The sequence below is a fragment of the Paenibacillus sp. NPDC058071 genome (assembly GCF_042885235.1).
Classification (GTDB): Bacteria; Bacillota; Bacilli; order Paenibacillales; family Paenibacillaceae; genus Pristimantibacillus.
In genome coordinates this window covers 23,438-40,368 of the sequence record NZ_JBHVSK010000020.1, presented here as the reverse complement: position 1 = coordinate 40,368, position 16,931 = coordinate 23,438, and the positions used below count along the sequence as shown (strand labels likewise).

General features: G+C 52.3%; 14 protein-coding genes and 2 riboswitches. Of the genes, 1 reads left to right on the top strand and 13 read right to left on the bottom strand.

Annotation, left to right across the window (positions count from 1 at the left end; genetic code table 11):
• Window position 1: 1 nt before the first annotated feature.
• The 12 genes from ACFVTB_RS23845 to ACFVTB_RS23790 all read right to left on the bottom strand — a co-directional run bounded on the left by ACFVTB_RS23845 (window position 2) and on the right by ACFVTB_RS23790 (window position 13,601).
• A complete protein-coding gene (locus ACFVTB_RS23845; protein ID WP_387754987.1) occupies window positions 2-1,162 on the bottom strand; it encodes a glycosyltransferase in 1,161 nt (386 codons plus the stop codon).
• Window positions 1,128-2,405, bottom strand: coding sequence for an O-antigen ligase family protein (locus tag ACFVTB_RS23840; RefSeq protein WP_387754984.1), 1,278 nt, complete (start codon window positions 2,403-2,405; stop codon window positions 1,128-1,130). The genes ACFVTB_RS23845 and ACFVTB_RS23840 overlap by 35 nt, the downstream gene beginning before the upstream one ends.
• Complete coding sequence (locus ACFVTB_RS23835; protein WP_387754982.1) at window positions 2,402-3,493, bottom strand: glycosyltransferase; 1,092 nt, start codon at window positions 3,491-3,493, stop codon at window positions 2,402-2,404. The genes ACFVTB_RS23840 and ACFVTB_RS23835 overlap by 4 nt, the downstream gene beginning before the upstream one ends.
• A 19-nt stretch (window positions 3,494-3,512) precedes the next feature.
• Entirely contained in the window at window positions 3,513-4,901 is a 1,389-nt protein-coding gene (locus ACFVTB_RS23830) for a polysaccharide deacetylase family protein (RefSeq protein ID WP_387754980.1), read from the bottom strand.
• 5 nt (window positions 4,902-4,906) lie between these two features.
• Window positions 4,907-6,214: a lipopolysaccharide biosynthesis protein gene (locus ACFVTB_RS23825; RefSeq protein ID WP_387754977.1), complete on the bottom strand. Its 1,308-nt coding sequence runs from the start codon at window positions 6,212-6,214 to the stop codon at window positions 4,907-4,909.
• Between the two features lie 10 nt (window positions 6,215-6,224).
• On the bottom strand, window positions 6,225-7,328 hold the full coding sequence (locus ACFVTB_RS23820) for a DegT/DnrJ/EryC1/StrS family aminotransferase (RefSeq protein ID WP_387754974.1): 1,104 nt from the start codon (window positions 7,326-7,328) through the stop codon (window positions 6,225-6,227).
• Window positions 7,328-7,912: an acyltransferase gene (locus tag ACFVTB_RS23815; RefSeq protein WP_387754971.1), complete on the bottom strand. Its 585-nt coding sequence runs from the start codon at window positions 7,910-7,912 to the stop codon at window positions 7,328-7,330. The genes ACFVTB_RS23820 and ACFVTB_RS23815 overlap by 1 nt, the downstream gene beginning before the upstream one ends.
• 40 nt (window positions 7,913-7,952) lie before the next feature.
• A complete protein-coding gene (locus ACFVTB_RS23810; protein ID WP_387755169.1) occupies window positions 7,953-9,266 on the bottom strand; it encodes a nucleotide sugar dehydrogenase in 1,314 nt (437 codons plus the stop codon).
• A gap of 37 nt (window positions 9,267-9,303) precedes the next feature.
• Window positions 9,304-10,320 (bottom strand): Gfo/Idh/MocA family protein, encoded by a 1,017-nt coding sequence (locus ACFVTB_RS23805; RefSeq protein WP_387754969.1) that lies wholly within the window; start codon window positions 10,318-10,320, stop codon window positions 9,304-9,306.
• Window positions 10,317-10,946 (bottom strand): YveK family protein, encoded by a 630-nt coding sequence (locus tag ACFVTB_RS23800; protein ID WP_387754966.1) that lies wholly within the window; start codon window positions 10,944-10,946, stop codon window positions 10,317-10,319. The genes ACFVTB_RS23805 and ACFVTB_RS23800 overlap by 4 nt, the downstream gene beginning before the upstream one ends.
• 18 nt (window positions 10,947-10,964) lie before the next feature.
• Complete coding sequence (locus ACFVTB_RS23795; protein ID WP_387754963.1) at window positions 10,965-11,963, bottom strand: polysaccharide deacetylase family protein; 999 nt, start codon at window positions 11,961-11,963, stop codon at window positions 10,965-10,967.
• Between the two features lie 255 nt (window positions 11,964-12,218).
• Window positions 12,219-13,601: a glycosyl hydrolase family 28-related protein gene (locus ACFVTB_RS23790; protein ID WP_387754960.1), complete on the bottom strand. Its 1,383-nt coding sequence runs from the start codon at window positions 13,599-13,601 to the stop codon at window positions 12,219-12,221.
• Between the two features lie 79 nt (window positions 13,602-13,680).
• A riboswitch (cyclic di-GMP riboswitch) is annotated at window positions 13,681-13,766 on the bottom strand.
• Window positions 13,767-13,853: 87 nt separating this feature from the next.
• Window positions 13,854-13,938, bottom strand: a riboswitch (cyclic di-GMP riboswitch).
• A gap of 291 nt (window positions 13,939-14,229) precedes the next feature.
• Between ACFVTB_RS23790 and ACFVTB_RS23785 the strand changes: the two genes are divergently transcribed.
• Window positions 14,230-15,612, top strand: a complete 1,383-nt coding sequence (locus tag ACFVTB_RS23785; protein WP_387754957.1) for an NAD-dependent epimerase/dehydratase family protein — start codon at window positions 14,230-14,232, stop codon at window positions 15,610-15,612.
• Between the two features lie 102 nt (window positions 15,613-15,714).
• Here the strand turns inward: ACFVTB_RS23785 and ACFVTB_RS23780 are convergent, their stop codons facing one another.
• On the bottom strand, window positions 15,715-16,623 hold the full coding sequence (locus ACFVTB_RS23780) for a GNAT family N-acetyltransferase (protein WP_387754954.1): 909 nt from the start codon (window positions 16,621-16,623) through the stop codon (window positions 15,715-15,717).
• Window positions 16,624-16,931: the final 308 nt, after the last annotated feature.

Here is a 16,931-nt window from a genome sequence, read left to right as displayed (position 1 = left end):
GTCATTTCACCCCGCCCGATACGCGATAAGCGTCCGGCCGGCCCTTCCTCGCCGTTTGCTCGCTGTAGATGCTCTCCCAAATTTCATTGATTTGTTCCATATCGTAATTTCTTCTTATTTCCTCTTGCCCCCGCAAGCCCATTGCCCGGCGCTCTTCCGGCGTTTGCGACATCATCAGCTTCATATATCCAGAGAGCTCCTCTTCGTCGTCCGGCGCAAGCAAGTAGCCGTTCGCTCCGTGGCGCACCACCTCGCCGTTGCCGCCGACGTCGGTCGCGACGATCGGCAAGCCGCTGGCGGCTGCTTCAAGCAGTACAATCGGAAGCCCCTCCCATCTGGAAGACATGACATAAGCGTCTGCCCCATGCATAAGCTTAGGCACGTCAGTGCGTATGCCGAGAAATCGAACGTTGCCACCCAGCCCCAATTCCTCGCTTATTCGTTCGGCTGCTTCCCGTTCCGGCCCAATGCCTGCAATGAGCAGCAGGCTGTCCGGATAACGGTTCAACACTTTGCGAAACGCGCCAAGCATTGCAGGATAATCCTTCTCAGGAACAAATCGCCCCACCGCCAGCCAAATAAAACCGTTCCCGGAGGCTCCAGCTCCAAGCTCCGAAAGGATGTCTGCCCTTTCCCTTCCGGTGCCCTCAAAGCGATTCATGTCAATACCATTAGGAACGTAGCGTATTTTGTGTTTCGGCGCCGCTTTAATCGCGACGTACCGATTAACCGCTTCCTGGCTGACATTCGTCGTCAACTGACACAGGGGGTCCGTCACCCGGTACAGAAGCTCTCTGACTTTACCGCCTTCGTTAATATTGTGAGCGGTGCTGATCAGCACCGGCATGCGGACGATCAGTCTGGCGACGCGAGCCATAATATTGGCATGCACGAGATGGCTGTGAACGATGTCGGGCTTGAACGCTTTGATGATGTGCCTCAGCCGAAACAGCGCGCGAGGATCGGGAACGCCTTTGCTCATGCCAAGCGACCGGATCGGAACGTCTATTCTTTTCAACTCGTCCAAATAGGCGACGGGTTCAATCATGCTGACGATCATCGCGGCGTCTCCTCTTGCCTTTAACCCCTTGCACAGCTCCACGACTTGATTTTCCGCGCCGGCGTAATCAAATCCGGTGATCAGAAATAGCACTTTCTTCATACCGTTCATCCTTCTTTCCCGCCGTCTGCGAAACCAGCGCCATCGCTATAAAAGCGATCAGTAAATACTCGAAATTGTAGCCGAAGTCGCCGCTTAACTGTGCGTAAGCCAACACCTGTAAAAGCAGCACAAGCAGGAGCCGATTTCTAGAAGCCTTCCATATGGAATACAACAGCGCAATGCTCCATAGCAAAAGTCCGACAATGCCCAACTCGCTCGCCATCTCAACGATGACGTTATGCGGATGATCTGGCGTGAGCGGAGGAGAGCTTGCTCCTAGACCCGCTCCAAAAAACGGATTGTCCAGCAGCCGTGCCTCCGCTTCCTCCTGCAGCTTCATCCTTCCTAAGTAATTGGCGTCTGCTTGCAGCTGGCTTTTATCAAACAGCACCGTAAACCGGCTCTTGTCCAGCCATTGATGGTCGTGACCAGCGTACAAATACAAGCCAAACAAGCCAGCCAGCACGGCGAAGCAGATCGGCGCAGCGTAACGGGACAAAAACGCCAGCTCACCCCGCCTGTATTTCTGAATAAGCAGCACGGCCCCGACGATAGCGTTCGCCGCAAGAAAAGCGACTAACGGCCCCCGCGACTGCGTGTAAAAACCGGACAGGAGAGCCGCCGCCATGACCCCGATCCGCACAACGAAAGGAATGCGCGGCCCCCATAAACAAACTGTAATGGTGAAAAAGGCGATCCTTGCATCGTAAATCGGATTGCCTCCCGGCATGGTCAGCCGGCCCGGATATTCAGAAGAATAGCCTCCGAGCGCAAGATGCATCAGCGCATAAGCCAAACCAAACAAGGCGACGACGGTCCACGAAAAACGATTGTATTTCTTATAAAGGATGTAAATATAAATGCCCGGAATAACTCCGCGTATAAGTAAAATTTGCTCTTTCAGGAGGCCGTTCGACAGCGATGGCGCCCAAGCGAACGAAGTCAGGCTGTACAGCAGGAATAGCGCCCATAGCCAGGCGACGGGCTCCGTCAGCAGCTCGTAAGGCTTCGAAGGCTTTTGCAGCAGCGCTACGCAAACCGGCAGCAGAGGCGCGCCGAGCAGCAGCACGAACGAGTTGATCGGAACGTACTGGCTGTAGAAGTAGCCGAACATATCGAAGCAAATCGCAAATCCGGCTACGTACGCAGCATCGATTCGCAGCTTGAGCATCGTCATAAGCTGTGTAAAGAAAACGGCTGCGAATACGACTAATAAGCCTACGATCAATAATTGCCCGCTCACTGCCGCTTCCCTTTCGCGGATGCAATACGGTTCATATAATCGACCCGCTGCGCCTCTTTGACCGCCGTATCCAGATGTCCTAAGCTCTCCCTGTCTACCCGGCGGCCCTTCCAGCGAGCGGCAAATGCATCAATCGCCTCAAGTCGCTTCACTATATTGTCCGCCTCGTTCGGCAGTTCGAGCAGAAACGGAACGACTGCCGCAAAGTCAGTGTCCCGGTAACCGATAATAACAGGCAAACCATTGGCCAAATATTCCCTAACCTTGAGCGGCGAGGCTTCGTTCATGCCTTTTCGATGCAAGGCGAGCGTGCCGATCGCAATATCGGCGCTGTCCATAAGCGACTGGTACTGCGTTCGGCACAGCTTGCCGTGAAAATGCATATTGTCTGGAGCGGGCCTCGTTAGCTCATCTGCGTCCGAGCCGATCATATCGAATTGCCAATCCGGACGGGCATCAGCCAACGCAGCCATCTCGTCGATACCGTGCCAAGACTGTCCAGCCGAGCCGATAAAGACGAATCGGACGGAACTGCTGGCCGCCAAAGGTGTGGACGAGCCATAATCATCCAACCGGATGCCGTTGCCAATCGTCGTATAATTCCGCACGTAGCGCTTGAAATGAGGCTCACTGGCTAGTTCTTCGCTGACAAATACGAAACCGGAAGCGGCCTTCAGCACAAGGCCGCGCGTAAGCCGGTGATAGTAATAGCGGAGCCCTTTTTCCATGCGCATTTCGCTCAGGTCGTTCGTATTGATCTCCAGTACCGACGGATAAGCGCGCAGCAGAGACGGCAGCGGTCCGTAATACAAATCGAACCGGTGATAGATCGCATCCGGCTCCCACTCCCGAACCGATTGCGCCAATTGGCTAAATGCTTTAAACCGCCCGCTCCGGCCTGAATAATGTGAGACGAAGCAAGTAATGCCCGGGGCGTATTCGCCCCAGGCGATATCGGGCCTGCTGGTGAACAGGAATAGCGCGACCTCATGGCTTAGCTTCCGCCACTCTGTCATCTGCTCGACCACTTTTTTGAAAACCCCGCTCTCGGGTCCTTCGTTCCAATGAATCAAATAAGCAATTTTCATTGCAATTCACCTTCCGGTCCTATTGGCCGCTTAGTTGTTTCATATAACTCTCGTATACGGTCCGATCCGACGCTTTGACCAATTGGCTGTTATGCCATAGCAGCGTGAAATCGCCGTTATACTTCCGGCATTGATTGCTATAGTCCGTCAGTACGCGCAGCGCCTCTTCCGCCTGCAGCCCCATATACTCGTAGTGGAGCAGCGTTTGATCCATCACGATAAGCGGCCTCTCCAGCAGTTGCAGAGGCTTGCGCTCGCGAACGTTGAACACCGGATACTCGTAGCAAACGCCGCAGCGGAATCCTGCGACATCGGCGTAACCCACCGTACTGTCATAATGAAGCCCCGCATCTTCCCAGTGCTGCCAGGTCTCTTCGGCGCTCCAGCGCAAGTAATGCTGCCGGCCTCCCCAGTGCTCCTGATGAATGCCGAGCGACTCCGCCGTCTGCCGAAGCAGGCCGAACTGCCGACCGATGCTTTCGGGATTTTTGTATGTATCGTAGCTGGGATGCAAACCGATTTCATGTCCGCGGGCATGAATCTCTTTCATTAAAGCGTGAATGTTGGCGTCGTCCATCGCGTAGTTTCCGTCCATGCCGGGCCGCGTCGCCTCGGTTATGAAATAGAAGGAACTCCTTATGCCAATTCGCTCGCTCAGATCCATCAAATACGAGAACCGGTTGTACGGGTCGGCACCCAGCCTGCTGTGGCCGCGGTACATCATGCTCAGCTTCTTCATCGCTGTTTCCGGACTGCGCCGCCGCACGATATCGCCCAAGCTTTCCTTGGCTATCGCCCATGCATTCTTGCCGTATGCATAAAAAGGAAAATCGACGTCGTGGCTGATGTGCCTCTGCATGTCCCGGCGTTTGACCGGCAGTCCCGGCCACAGCTGACGCATCGCCTGCTCCAGACAAGCCACGTATTCGTTGACGATCGGCCGATGAAGAAACCGCTCCTGCCAAGCGATCGATTGCTCAGCGCCAAACCGGCCGTGATCATCTCGTTCTCGAATGACCAGTTCCTCGTACCTTGTCAGCATAAAAAAGGAGCTGCCGAACACGTCAATCCCGATATAACGGCTGTTTTGTTCCCCGCCGAAATAACCTTCGCCGGCCAAGACCCGGCCATAAAGGACGGGCAGCTCCTCTCCTCCTTGTCCTGTGCCAGTCCGCATAAGCGGCCTCTTCGGCAAGGAGCTTCGCTGCAGCCAATCGGCGTCGGCGGTAGCTAGAAATACGTCGGCAAGCGTCAGCCTTCTCGCATCGTCATCCCGCCAGACGATCACAATATCATTCCGCTCCTCGTATTCAACTGCATAATCGAATCCAAGAAATTGTTGCAGGACGACTCGGTAGATGTATTCTCTCTCAGGTTTACGCGACATTGGAGATCGTAAAATAAACAATTCCTTTACCCTCGTTCCTTGTACTGATTTTCTCGTCCTTTAAACTTTTTAATGGAAAACCACGACAGCCCTAAATGCAGCACGTAGCCTACTGTCGATGCCAGACTGAAGTAAAGGATTGCCGTTTCGGCCGGCTGCTTCGACAGTTCCCCGTACAGCAGCGCGCCGATGATTATGACCGTACGAATGATTTCGCGGTACAAATGAAGATCCTGCCGCTCCATGACGTCGATTGTCGTGCCGACGGAATTCGCCACAAACTGGCTCAAGTACATAATCGATAGGATCCGAATGATATGACCCGATTTCTCCCATTCGTTGCCGAACAGAAAAGCGAAGGTCGACGGTCCCAAAATAACGATAACCAAAATAATTAATAGGCCGATGATAAAAACGTTGCGTACCGTCCTAAGAAACAACGGGTACAGCTTTTCCGGCGCATTGTTGGCGTACTCCGATGATTCCGACAAGTAGACGTGCCGGACCGACGTCATAATAAGCGTCATCGGCGAGCCTAGAATACGCTGACCAAGCGCCATTAATCCCGCAGTATACGGCCCATAATAAGCAGTAATCATAATTAATGGCAGGTAAAGACCGATGCTGTTCAGTACGTTGGAGGCAAGAGACAGCATCGGAAAGCGGCGATACCGATAGGCGCTGTCCTTCAAATCTTGAACCGTCGTCACGATGTTCTGCTGCTTGACGTCCTTCCTCCATAGCCCCCACTGGGACAGCATGCCGCCGAACCGGCCGATAATTTCTCCCGCAATCAGACCGACCGGCCCGATATGCATGAAGCTGAAACCAAGCTGCACCGATACTTGACCGATGCTCTGCGTATACTTTGTTCGCGCCAGCTGCTTAAAATATTTTTTTCGCACCGACCACGAGTTCAAGATTTGATAGAAGCCTGCGCCAAACAAGCCGACGATAATGAACAGAAAATAATTTTTCATGCTCGGCTCTTTCAGCCAGTGCGCCAGCGGCGAAGCGACGAAGTAGATCGCGATGCCGCTCAAGACGCTTACCACTAGGCAAATCCGCAGCGACAGCGTCAAAATGCTGGAGGCGGTCTTGTCGTCCTCCGGCAGCGTGATCGCGTTCTCGTACGAAAGCGAGACCGTCATCAGCAGGATGGCGATGATGGACGTATACAACGAATAAGTGCCATAATCGGCGGGACTGTAAATCCGCGTAATGATCGGCAGCGAGGCCAGCACGATAACTTGGCTGATAATCGTACCGCCCGCCAGCACAAGCACATTCTTGAAAAAATGGTCGAGCGGAAAAAATTTGAGATACTTGCGCATACAAGCCACCTTACCGAAGAGCTTCGATTATTTTTTGAACAATAAACTGCTGGACGGACGGCTCGATTTGCGGCCAAATCGGCAGCGACAGCACTTCTCCCGCCAATTGCTCGGATACTGGCATCGCCGCGTTCATCGACTCATAGATCGGAAGCTTATGAACGGGAACCGGATAGTACACCATCGTGCCAATCCCCTCGGCTTCCAGACGTTGCTGAAGCGCCTCCCGCTTCCCGTCATTGACTCGAATCGTATATTGGTGGTAAACATGCTTCACATCCGCCGTCTCCCACGGTAGGATGATCCCCTCCACATGCTCCAAAAGCTGGCCGTAACGCGCCGCTGCCGCTCTTCGGCCCGCATTCCATTCTTCGATTCTCGGCAGCTTGATTCGCAGGATTGCCGCTTGAAGCTCGTCGAGCCGCGAATTGAAGCCGGCGATTTCGTTGTAGTACTTCTTTCTAGAGCCGTGTACGCGCAGCATAGCCGCCTTCTCGGCGAACGCTTTGTTAGCCGTTACCAGCATGCCGCCGTCGCCATAAGCGCCCAAGTTTTTCGACGGAAAAAAGGAGTAGCAGCCGATATCGCCGATCGTGCCAGCCTTGCGTCCCTTGTAATCAGCCCCAAAGGCTTGGGCAACATCTTCAATGACAAGCAAGCCGCGCTCCTTGGCGATCGACATTAACCGCTGCATATCCATCGGCTGACCGAACAGATGAACCGGAATAATCGCCTTCGTCTTAGGCGTAATGGCAGCCTCCAGCAAATCGAGATTCAGATTGTAGGTCTCCGGCTCGACGTCGACAAACACCGGCACCGCGCGCACCTGGCTGATCGCTTCCGCCGTCGCGAAGAAGGTGAAAGGCGTCGTAATGACCTCATCCCCTTCTTGAATACCCGCCGCCAGCAATGCGATAACGAGTGCGTCCGTGCCAGAGTTCAAGGCCACCGCGTAAGGAGTGTCCAGATAAGCAGCTGCCTCTTCCTCAAAGCGCTTGACGTTGTCGCCCATAATGAATACCCCGTTATCGAGCACGTTCTCGAAGGCGTTCAGCAGCTGCGGCTTCAGCTCGTTAATTTCCGAGCTAAGATCTAGAATCGGAATGCGTTTCATCAAATCCCTCCATTTACTCGGCTGACACGGTCTTGTTCGAGCTGATACTCCCTCCGGCAATCGCCGCATTCAGCTTTGTCGCCTGCGAAGGCGAGCGTTGCGCCGCACTCGCAGACCCAGCCCAGCCGCCGAGTCGGCACTCCGGCATGCAGTTCGTAAGGCGCAACATTCTTATTCACGACGGCGCCAGCCGCAATAAAAGCCCATTCGCCAATCGACACGCCGCACACAATCGTTGCGTTCGCTCCGATCGAAGCCCCTCTCTTGACGACCGTCTTGTAATAATCGGCGCTTTGATTGCGCGGAAACGCCGAACGGGGCGTTCGGACATTCGTAAATACCATGCTTGGCCCGCAAAACACGTCGTCCTCGATTTCGACCCCTTCATAAATCGATACGTTGTTTTGAATCTTAACGCCGTTGCCGATCGTCACACGATTCGCAACAAACACGTTTTGACCGAGACTGCAACGGCTGCCGATGACGGAAGAGGCCGAGACATGCGAGAAGTGCCATATTTTTGTTCCTTCTCCAATCGAAGCGCCGTCATCGATGATGGCCGACGGATGTGAGAAATAGCTCATCTTCCATTCTCCTTGCTTATAGAGGTAGTTCAACACGTACTTATAGTAGATGGTAATTTTGCGGCTTACCGCTGTCCTTCATCCCGTTGCGGGTATCGAACAGGCTGCGGCTGGCCCGTCCAATCAACTCGTAATCAAAGCCGGAGTGATCGGTTGTAATGACTGCAATATCGGCGGTCGACAGCCTTTCCTCCGTCAGTTCAACACTCTCGTAAGAACGCCCTTTATAGCTGAAATGGCTGATATGCGTATCACTAATCCACAGATTCGCGCCCCGTTCTTCCAGCAGCTCGATGATCTTCAACACTGGCGATTCGCGATAATCGTCAATATCCCGCTTATACGCAACGCCTAGCAAGTAGACGGTCGCACCGTTGATCGATTTCTGCTGCTTGTTCAAAATATCGCCGATCTTCTGCACGACGAACTCCGGCATCGTATTGTTTATTTCGCCAGCAAGTTCGATCAATCTCGTATGGTAGTTGTACTCCCGCGCCTTCCAAGTCAAATAGAACGGGTCGACCGGAATGCAATGTCCGCCCAGTCCCGGCCCTGGATAAAAGGCCATGAAGCCGTAAGGCTTCGACTTCGCCGCGTCGATCACTTCCCATACGTTAATGCCCATTCGGTCGCACAGTACGGCCATCTCGTTGGCGAGCGCAATATTGATATGGCGAAATGTATTTTCATAAATCTTTTCCATCTCGGCTACGGAAGGACTGGATACGACATGCACCTCTCCGTCCAACACTTGACTGTAGAGCGTCTGGGCGACCTTTGAGCAGGACTGCGTAATGCCGCCGACCACCTTCGGCGTATTTTTCGTATTAAACGATTTATTGCCGGGATCAACGCGCTCGGGCGAATAAGCGAGAAAGAAGTCTTCGCCGCACTTCAGCCCGGTCGACTCCAAAATCGGCTTCACCAGCTCTTCCGTCGTTCCGGGATAGGTGGTGCTTTCCAGCACGACCAGCATGCCTGGATGCAAATAATCGGCGATCGCTTTCGTCGATAACTCCACATAGCTCGTATCCGGCTGCTGGTAAATATCGAGCGGCGTCGGCACGCAGATCGCCACGGCGTCCATATCGCTCAAGAACGAATAATCCGATGTCGCGCGCAACGACCCGCTGCCGACCATAACCCGCAGGTCTTCGTCGATGACGTCGCCGATGTAGTTAACGCCAGCGTTCACCATATCGATTTTTTTCTGCTGGACGTCGAAACCGATGACGCGATAGCCCGCTTTCGCTTTCTCCACCGCCAGCGGAAGTCCGACGTAACCAAGCCCGATGACACCGATGACCGCCGTTTTGTCGGTCAGCTTGTCGATTAGCCGATCACTGAGCGCAATCGTTTTTACGGATTCCATATGCTCCGCACCCTCCTTGTTAAATCGTTTGCAGGCCAGTTAGTTGGCCTTCGTTCACGATATCAAGCACCAGCTTGACGGCACGCCGGCCGTCTTCGACCGTGACGGCCGGCTCTCGGTCGTCGCGAATCGCTCCAATCATATCTTCGATAATGTGCCGGTGGCCGGGTTGGCCGTACGGATCGTTTTCGATTTCCTCGATGAGCGCCGCTATATCGGGGTCCGACATCGACGCGCTCTTCCAATGCTTGATCCAGTTCGCAGTGACGCCTCCGATTACGGCATAACCGTCTTCACCGAATACGCTGATCGTCTCTTCCAGGTTTTTCTCATAAACGGTTGTCGCAGCCTCTACTAAGCCCAGCGTCCCGTCTTCGAAACGAAGCGTCGCCACCGCCACGTCCTCTGCTTCGATACGGCGAACGCGCGTGTCGACCATCGCTTTGATCTGCTCCACTTCGCCAAACAGCCATTGCAGCAAATCGAGGCTATGTATTGCTTGATTCATCAGCACGCCGCCGTCCATCGCCTGCGTGCCGCGCCAAGGCGCCTGGTCGTAGTACGCCTGTCCCCTGTTCCAGCGCACGGTTGCGTTCACATGGCTCAGCTTGCCGAATGCGCCCCGCTCCAATGCTTGCTTCAGACGTAATATCGCCGGCCTGTACCGGTTCGGGTGAACAACCGCCGCTTTCACGCCCGCTGCTTTCGCCGCTTCCTGAATACGGTCCGCATCTTCCAGCGTCAACGCCAGCGGCTTCTCGATAATGAGATGCTTGCCGGCTCTTGCAATGGTAACCGCCAGTCTTGCATGGAGGCCGCTCGGCGTACAAATACACACAACATCGACGTCCGGCTCGCTCCCAAGCATTTCTTCCAGATTCAAGTAGCCTCTAGCCCCGGTCAGCTCAACAAACTTGTCCAATGTCGCCGGGTTCGTATCGCAAACAGCGGAGATTTGCGCCGAATCGATTTCCCGAATCGCTTCGGCATGCTTGTACGCAATATGGCCGCAGCCCACAATAGCAAAATGGATCATGATTCGCTCAACTCTCGTTCCTGATAGATTTTTCTTTTACGCTGCTCCCGCCTGAACTCCAGCCCCAAGGCGGCGCTCAGTCCCGCGAAAACACCGATAAATAGCGAGACAGCGAGGTTGAACGCCTTTTTCGGACTGACTGGGTCCGAAGCCTGCTCGATATTAGCCAAATCCAGAATCGATAGATTGGTATATTGAATAATGCTCTTCGCTTCTGACAAAAACGTCTCGCTGAACGCGTTCGCGATCGCGACTGCATCCTTGACGTTGCTGTCTCTGACCTTCAGCTTGATGACCAGCGTGTCCGCATTCGTCTCAACGGTCAGCTTCTTCTGCAGCTTGGCCGCCGTCAGGCTCGTCCCAAGCTTTTCTTTCGCCTTCTCGGCCAAATAATGACTGCTCAAAATATCCTTGTACGTGCCCGCAAGCAGCTGGCTCGCGAGAAACTCGTTATAAATGCCGGCATCGCCCGTCGAACTGATGCTGACGACGACGCTCGAAGTCGCCTCGTATACGGGCTTGACAGCCGCGTTAAGGATAAACGCCCCTCCTACACAAAGCGCTATCGTAATTAAAATAATCATGTAAAATCGGGAAACCGCCTGCTTTAATCGATCGATATCCATCGATGCACCTCGTCTTCTTTAATGGCCCGCCTGCTTGAAGGCCAAACTTGCTGCTTCTTCCATATTGGCGCTGCGCATGCCGTATCGGTCGCGAAGCTTGCCGAAATGCTCGACGATCTGTTCCAAAACGGCCATATTCGCTGAGCCGCCCTCGGCTAAGTTGTAAGGATGCCACCATAAATGATAAACCTGGCCTCGTTTGGCCGCGTAGGTCATCGCGTCTTTAATTCGTTTGATTCGCAAAGGCTCCAGATGTTTGAGTGCGGTAGAATAAGAACGAAGGAACTGGCTTGCGGGGATATTGATTGGTTCGGTCTCTCCATAAGACTGGAGCGGATAACAATGGTAGCCGGATAAGTTAAAGTAAGTGTCCGCTAGACGTAGCGCTCTCCGAAGCGGCGGATCGCCGGTACTGTACCCTCTGCGGTACAGCCAATGGGACGGATTGCCCCGGTAAACGCCGATGTTCAAACGGCGCAGCACCTGTAAATAACGTTCATTCATTTGATTGCGCGGGAAGACAATGCTCTCAAGCCGCAAGCCTCGCTTGTCCGCGATGGCGGCAGCGGCTTCCAAATCGGCTTGAAACTGCTCCTCGGTCTGGCCTTCCTCTTGGCAGTAATAATGCGAAAATGTATGGGTGGAAATGCTCTGATAAGGCGTTTCCTGAATAAGACGGATTAGCGAAGGCGCGAAATGGTCGGGATCGTCCGCCTCAGCATCGCCGATTCCGGAACTGGCCAGGTGGTCATACGGCGAGAGACCGTCGTCGACATATCCTGGCTTGTCTATCGGCAGACTTGCCAGCATTTCTCCTTTGGACTCGAAAAATAGCAATCCTACCGTAGCCCATGTCGCATGAATGCCGTTGCGCGCGAACAGCGCCAGCGTATCCGGTATCAAGCTGCGCTCTCGACCGAAACGACGCCTGTATTCTTCCAGAGAATATAAATCTCTTACGCCCCAATACAACTCAAAATCGATAGAAATGACGAATAAACCGCTATCTTGGCTCAATATGGCTTCATCCCTCTGTTCATACGTCGTTCATAGGCACTAATTCTATGAATCCTTGGACTTATTGGTAGTATAATCCTGCTCTTACAGCAAGTAAATAAAAATGATGCGACAATATACGACCGTTTTCGTCCAATAAATCTGTAAATTGTATCCATAGTATCACTAAATTAGTTCTTATGGATACGATTTTATAAAAAAAAGAACTAAAAAAAGCTCCGACACGGCGTGTCGAAGCTTTGGCTCAGCATCTATTTACAACAACTCAATATTATAATTCGACTTTTTGGACAGTTGAATAGTGAACATTTTAGCTTGAATCGTATTATCCGAGCAAACGATATTTTTTTGCACGTATTGCGACAGGTAGCTCGTCAAGTCGATGCCGCCGCCAACCGTCGTTTTGATAATATTTTTCGAAATCGTTCCTTTATCGGCATTTTGCCATGTCCAGATGCCTTTTTCACCGTTCTCGATTACATTGCTCTCCACTTTAAAGCTCGTAATGTTGCCAAGGCGGATCGCGGTTTTGCCTTGCTGAACGCTTCTCGCGCCCATCGTAATTTTATTGCCCGTAATTTCGATATCCTTGACCGTCTGGGAAGCGCCGACTTCAATCGCCGCGTAGAAGCTGCCTGTGCCTGAAATCGTATTGTTTTGAACGAGATTGTTGCTTCCGTAAATGCTGATGGCCGAGTACATATCAGGAGCCAATTTGCCTTTATCGCTGCCCGATTTGTAGTAATTGTTTTGCAAATACGAGTTTGTAATTTGGTTGCCGCTGACCGTCAGCCCTTGAGCATAGACTTTAACTGCCCGCTTGGCGTTGTTGTCGAAACGGTTATTGGTGATGATGCTTCTCGTATTCGAGCCGTTGCCGTTATCCAAATTCGGATCCTCGTAGTAGATGCCGTCGCCGTCGTCCGCCGGGCCGATATGATGGATGTAGTTGCTCGCGATCGTCATATTGGCCGCAACCGTTTCTTTTTTACCCCAAGCCGTCGTGACGTAGATGCCTCTGGCAATCAGGCTGCCGCTGGTCGGATTCAGCGCGATGATGTTGCTGATTTCGGTATTGCTGATCTCGATGTTCTTCGTATTGCCGAGCACAAGAATGCCCGAAAGTACGCCGCTGTAATAATCGCTGCTCGATTGCTTGCTGTGCGTTGCGTTAGCAGCAGTGATATTGCTTACACTCACATTTTCGCTGCCCGAATCGATCACGAGCACGCGGTTCACCTGCATGTTGCCGTCCAGCGAGAGGCTGCTGATCGAGAAGTTCGACCCAGCGGCGCGTACCAGTTCCCAACCGAATGTGCTCGTGCTTGCTTTGATGACAGAGCTTGTACCATCGCCAACGATGCTGCTGCTCACTGCCAGCGGCGATTTCACATTGACCATGTACGTTCCTTTCGGAAAGTAAACCGTTGCTTTTTTCGCGCCCCCGTCGTTCAGCGCTTTTTGAATCGCCGACGTATCATCGGTCCGTCCGTCGCCTTTTGCTCCGTAATCTTTTACATTTATACGATCAGCCGCGTGTGCTTGTTCGACAAATAGGCCAAAAAAACCGAATCCGCTTAAAAAGATGGTCAACATGATGGCTATCGATTTTTTCGAATAGCTGCTAAAAATACTCATTTCCCATTCCTCCAAATCTACGGATAAAAAATAGAATCATCCCGTTTCAGGACGATCCTACTCTCGTATCCTGAAACATTTCGGGAACTGGCTGGCATATGGTTTCCCATTTAGCCCCTGTAGCTTTGCGTCCCGCGCTTTCGCGACGGTTTGCCTTTATCGATGCTTCATCATATTAAATTTGGATAGAAAGGTGCATAACTAGTAGAAAAAGCCTATGACATGTCATAGGCCCGAAAATACTAGGAAACTTTCGGTAGCTGGCTGGCGTATGGTTGCCCATGTAGCCCCTATAGCTTTGCGTCCCGCGCTTTCGCGCGGTTTGCCCTTTTCGACATCTCACTCTATGAAATTATCGACAACTTCTGGTTCTATCATACCAAATTTCAGAATTGGAAGCAACAACCATTAGTAGAATAGAACGACAAGAATTTATCTGAATTTCCTGGGATCGATATAATCTATCGACCATTCCTTGGAATTAGTTTACAATTTATTCCCTAACCATTATCATAGTCAAGTAGACTCGCATCCTTCCGCTCGATCGAATCCCCATGACTGCCCCAAGATTATCGATTCGCCGGGAATGCGTGCAATAACGGAATGAATTTAAGGACGGGGTGGTCTCATGAATGTACTGGTTACCGGCGGCTACGGCTTCATCGGCTCTTTTGTCGCGGAAAGATTCTATAAAGAAGGACATAAGGTTATCATTATCGATAATCTCACATCGGGCCATCTGTCAAACTGCGGCTTCCCGCATGTTTCCTATATCGCCGATGTGGAGAGCACGGTATGCGACTCCATTTTCGACAGCCACAATATTGATATCGTTGTTCATTTGGCCGCTCAAATCAATGTCGTTACCTCAATGGACAACCCGTATGCCGATACCAAGTCGAATATACTCGGATTAACGAACATTTTGCAATTGGCGGCGAAGCATAAGGTGCGTAAATTTCTGTTCGCATCGTCGGCCGCCGTATACGGACTCAACGACCAAGTGCCGCTGAACGAGGACATGCCTTGCCAGCCGGTTTCTCCTTACGGCATCAACAAGCTGCTCGGCGAATATTATTGCACGAAATGGAGCGAGATTTACAAGCTGGACACCATCTGCTTCCGCTTCGCCAACGTCTACGGGCCTCGCCAAGGCTCGATTGGCGAAGGCGGCGTCGTATCGATTTTTATGGAGCGCGTCCGTCATGGGCTGCCGCTCGACGTTTACGGGGACGGATCGCAGACGCGCGACTTCGTTTATGTGGAAGACGTCGCCGAAGTCATCTATTTGGCTAGCCTGACGGATCAAGTCGGTCTCATGAACCTATCCACGAATACCGAGAACTCGGTCAGCCGGCTTATTGGCATTATGGAAAGCCTGCATCCGGTAGCCAGCGTTCAATACAAGCCCGCACGCAATGGCGATATTCATCGTTCACGCTTGGACAATAGCCGCTTGAAAGACGCCTTGAACTGGGATCCCCGCTACGGGCTTGAAGAAGGCTTGAAACGTACGTTTGACTGGTTTATGCGAACGCCCGCAGCCGTCCCTCATATTGCGGCCGGTCAGGAGAAGGCGGTCAAGCTGGACGAAGGCCATATCTATAACGAGCTGATGGCTTCATCGCTGTCCCGCAACATCCGCAGCATCTACCTAAGCCAGCCCGACCGCTATTTGGATGGATTGCCTGTCCTGAAGCCGGAAGTGTTTCTGGCCGTCATTCGCTCCAGGGAACAAGCGAAGCTGAAGTTCAACGTCAACTATTCCTTTATCGCCTTGCAGCGAAAAATCATTATAGACGGCGAGCTGCTATTCAAAGTGAACGGTCTGCTGAGGGAGTCCGACTTTATCGGCCAATCGTTTGGCGGCGACCTTTTTATATTGTTATCCAATTCGACAAAAGACGACGCTGCCATCGTCGCCAACCGCCTGTTGTCGCAGCGCATCGACGCAAGCGTCCTGCAGCCGGAGCAATATCCGAAATGGGATCTGGCCGAGCCCGCCCAGTAGGAACGTACGGAAATCATCAAGCAAGATAAATGTAAAATAAGGCGGTGCGGGGATCGTCATATCCCTCTGCACCGCCTTATTTTACTTTTTTCGACTAGCTTATCAGTTGTTACCGAACCGCAGCCATTCGAGGCCCGATCGAACGATATCCTTATAACCAGGCGCCCGGATGCCGTAAAACGCCCGCAGTTGTCCACCCCAATGCGCTTTGGATGCGGAGACCGATTCCAGATTGGCGCCGTAAAAATCGAATGTGCGCACGCCAGCAGCATGCAAGTCCTCGAATTCAAACTGCTGCAGTTGCTGAACGACACCGCCTGACAGATGCTCTGTTTTCGACGCCGAAATCCATCCCAGCGCCCTCTCGGGGCTGAGCAGCATCGTAATGCTGGCGCTTACAGGCTCGCCGTCCTTGGTTAGGCAGACATAAGCCCGGAAGCGATCCTCGCCCAGCAGTTGTCTAGCCAGTTGCAAATCGCCGACCGTCAGATGATGATCGAAGCCTTTCCTTGTTTCCGTACCGGCTAAGCAGCGATGCACGGCTTCCATATCGTCGGTTCTAACAGAGACGTAGCCCGCCGCGTTCGCCTTTTTTATTTTATTGCGTATCGAGGAGCTGATCTGCTCGCTAACGCATGGCAATTCAACGTAGTATGTATATTTGATTTCCGGTTTAAAGCCTTGCCATAAAAAAGGACGGATATCCTGAATTTCCGGAGGAAAATAAAAGTTCGACGACAGCTTGTAGCGCTGCAGCGAAGCGGCCAACAATTTGGCGACTTCATGCCATTGACTGCCTGTTTTTTGCACCTTCGTTGTCGGCGTCGGATGAAAGACCGTCAAATGATAAGGATTAAGCGGCGGCAGTATCAGCTTTCCGCGGTCGGCTAGAATAAGGGTTTCGCACCAGGCGTCGGAATTTGGCGCTTTGAGCGTTATCAGATCGGCGCTGCAATTCCATTTTTTCTGGTTAAATTCCGCCCAGCCTTGAAGAAACGATTGATCGATCATCGGAAAGCGGCACGTCTCCCTTCTGCGACATTATTTTACATTCCCATCCATATTAACTTTATGATGGCAATACGTCAACGATTGTCTTGTCGCGGCGGGGCGAATATTGTCTTGGTGAGAAATCAGTGCTTGACTTTAGGTGAGGGGAAGCGCTGCGGGTCAGAGGGTTCTTGCGATCGCCATTAAAGCCTGATTCCTTTATTTAATAGTGTTTGCGGTAGGAATCATGCTTTAAAAGCGAAAACTATCGTTTCTCCAGAATCCCTCTGCCCCTTCGCTTTTTCTCCTTGTGAGTCAAGCACTAATTT

What these genes read in the sequence shown, in the direction of transcription:
- ACFVTB_RS23845 (WP_387754987.1), bottom strand. Translation starts at nt 1,162, where the DNA reads ATGAAGAAAGTGCTATTTCTGATCACCGGATTTGATTACGCCGGCGCG.
- ACFVTB_RS23835 (WP_387754982.1), bottom strand. Translation starts at nt 3,493, where the DNA reads ATGAAAATTGCTTATTTGATTCATTGGAACGAAGGACCCGAGAGCGGG.
- ACFVTB_RS23825 (WP_387754977.1), bottom strand. Translation starts at nt 6,214, where the DNA reads ATGCGCAAGTATCTCAAATTTTTTCCGCTCGACCATTTTTTCAAGAAT.
- ACFVTB_RS23820 (WP_387754974.1), bottom strand. Translation starts at nt 7,328, where the DNA reads ATGAAACGCATTCCGATTCTAGATCTTAGCTCGGAAATTAACGAGCTG.
- ACFVTB_RS23815 (WP_387754971.1), bottom strand. Translation starts at nt 7,912, where the DNA reads ATGAGCTATTTCTCACATCCGTCGGCCATCATCGATGACGGCGCTTCG.
- ACFVTB_RS23805 (WP_387754969.1), bottom strand. Translation starts at nt 10,320, where the DNA reads ATGATCCATTTTGCTATTGTGGGCTGCGGCCATATTGCGTACAAGCAT.
- ACFVTB_RS23800 (WP_387754966.1), bottom strand. Translation starts at nt 10,946, where the DNA reads ATGGATATCGATCGATTAAAGCAGGCGGTTTCCCGATTTTACATGATT.
- ACFVTB_RS23790 (WP_387754960.1), bottom strand. Translation starts at nt 13,601, where the DNA reads ATGAGTATTTTTAGCAGCTATTCGAAAAAATCGATAGCCATCATGTTG.
- ACFVTB_RS23785 (WP_387754957.1), top strand. Translation starts at nt 14,230, where the DNA reads ATGAATGTACTGGTTACCGGCGGCTACGGCTTCATCGGCTCTTTTGTC.
- ACFVTB_RS23780 (WP_387754954.1), bottom strand. Translation starts at nt 16,623, where the DNA reads ATGATCGATCAATCGTTTCTTCAAGGCTGGGCGGAATTTAACCAGAAA.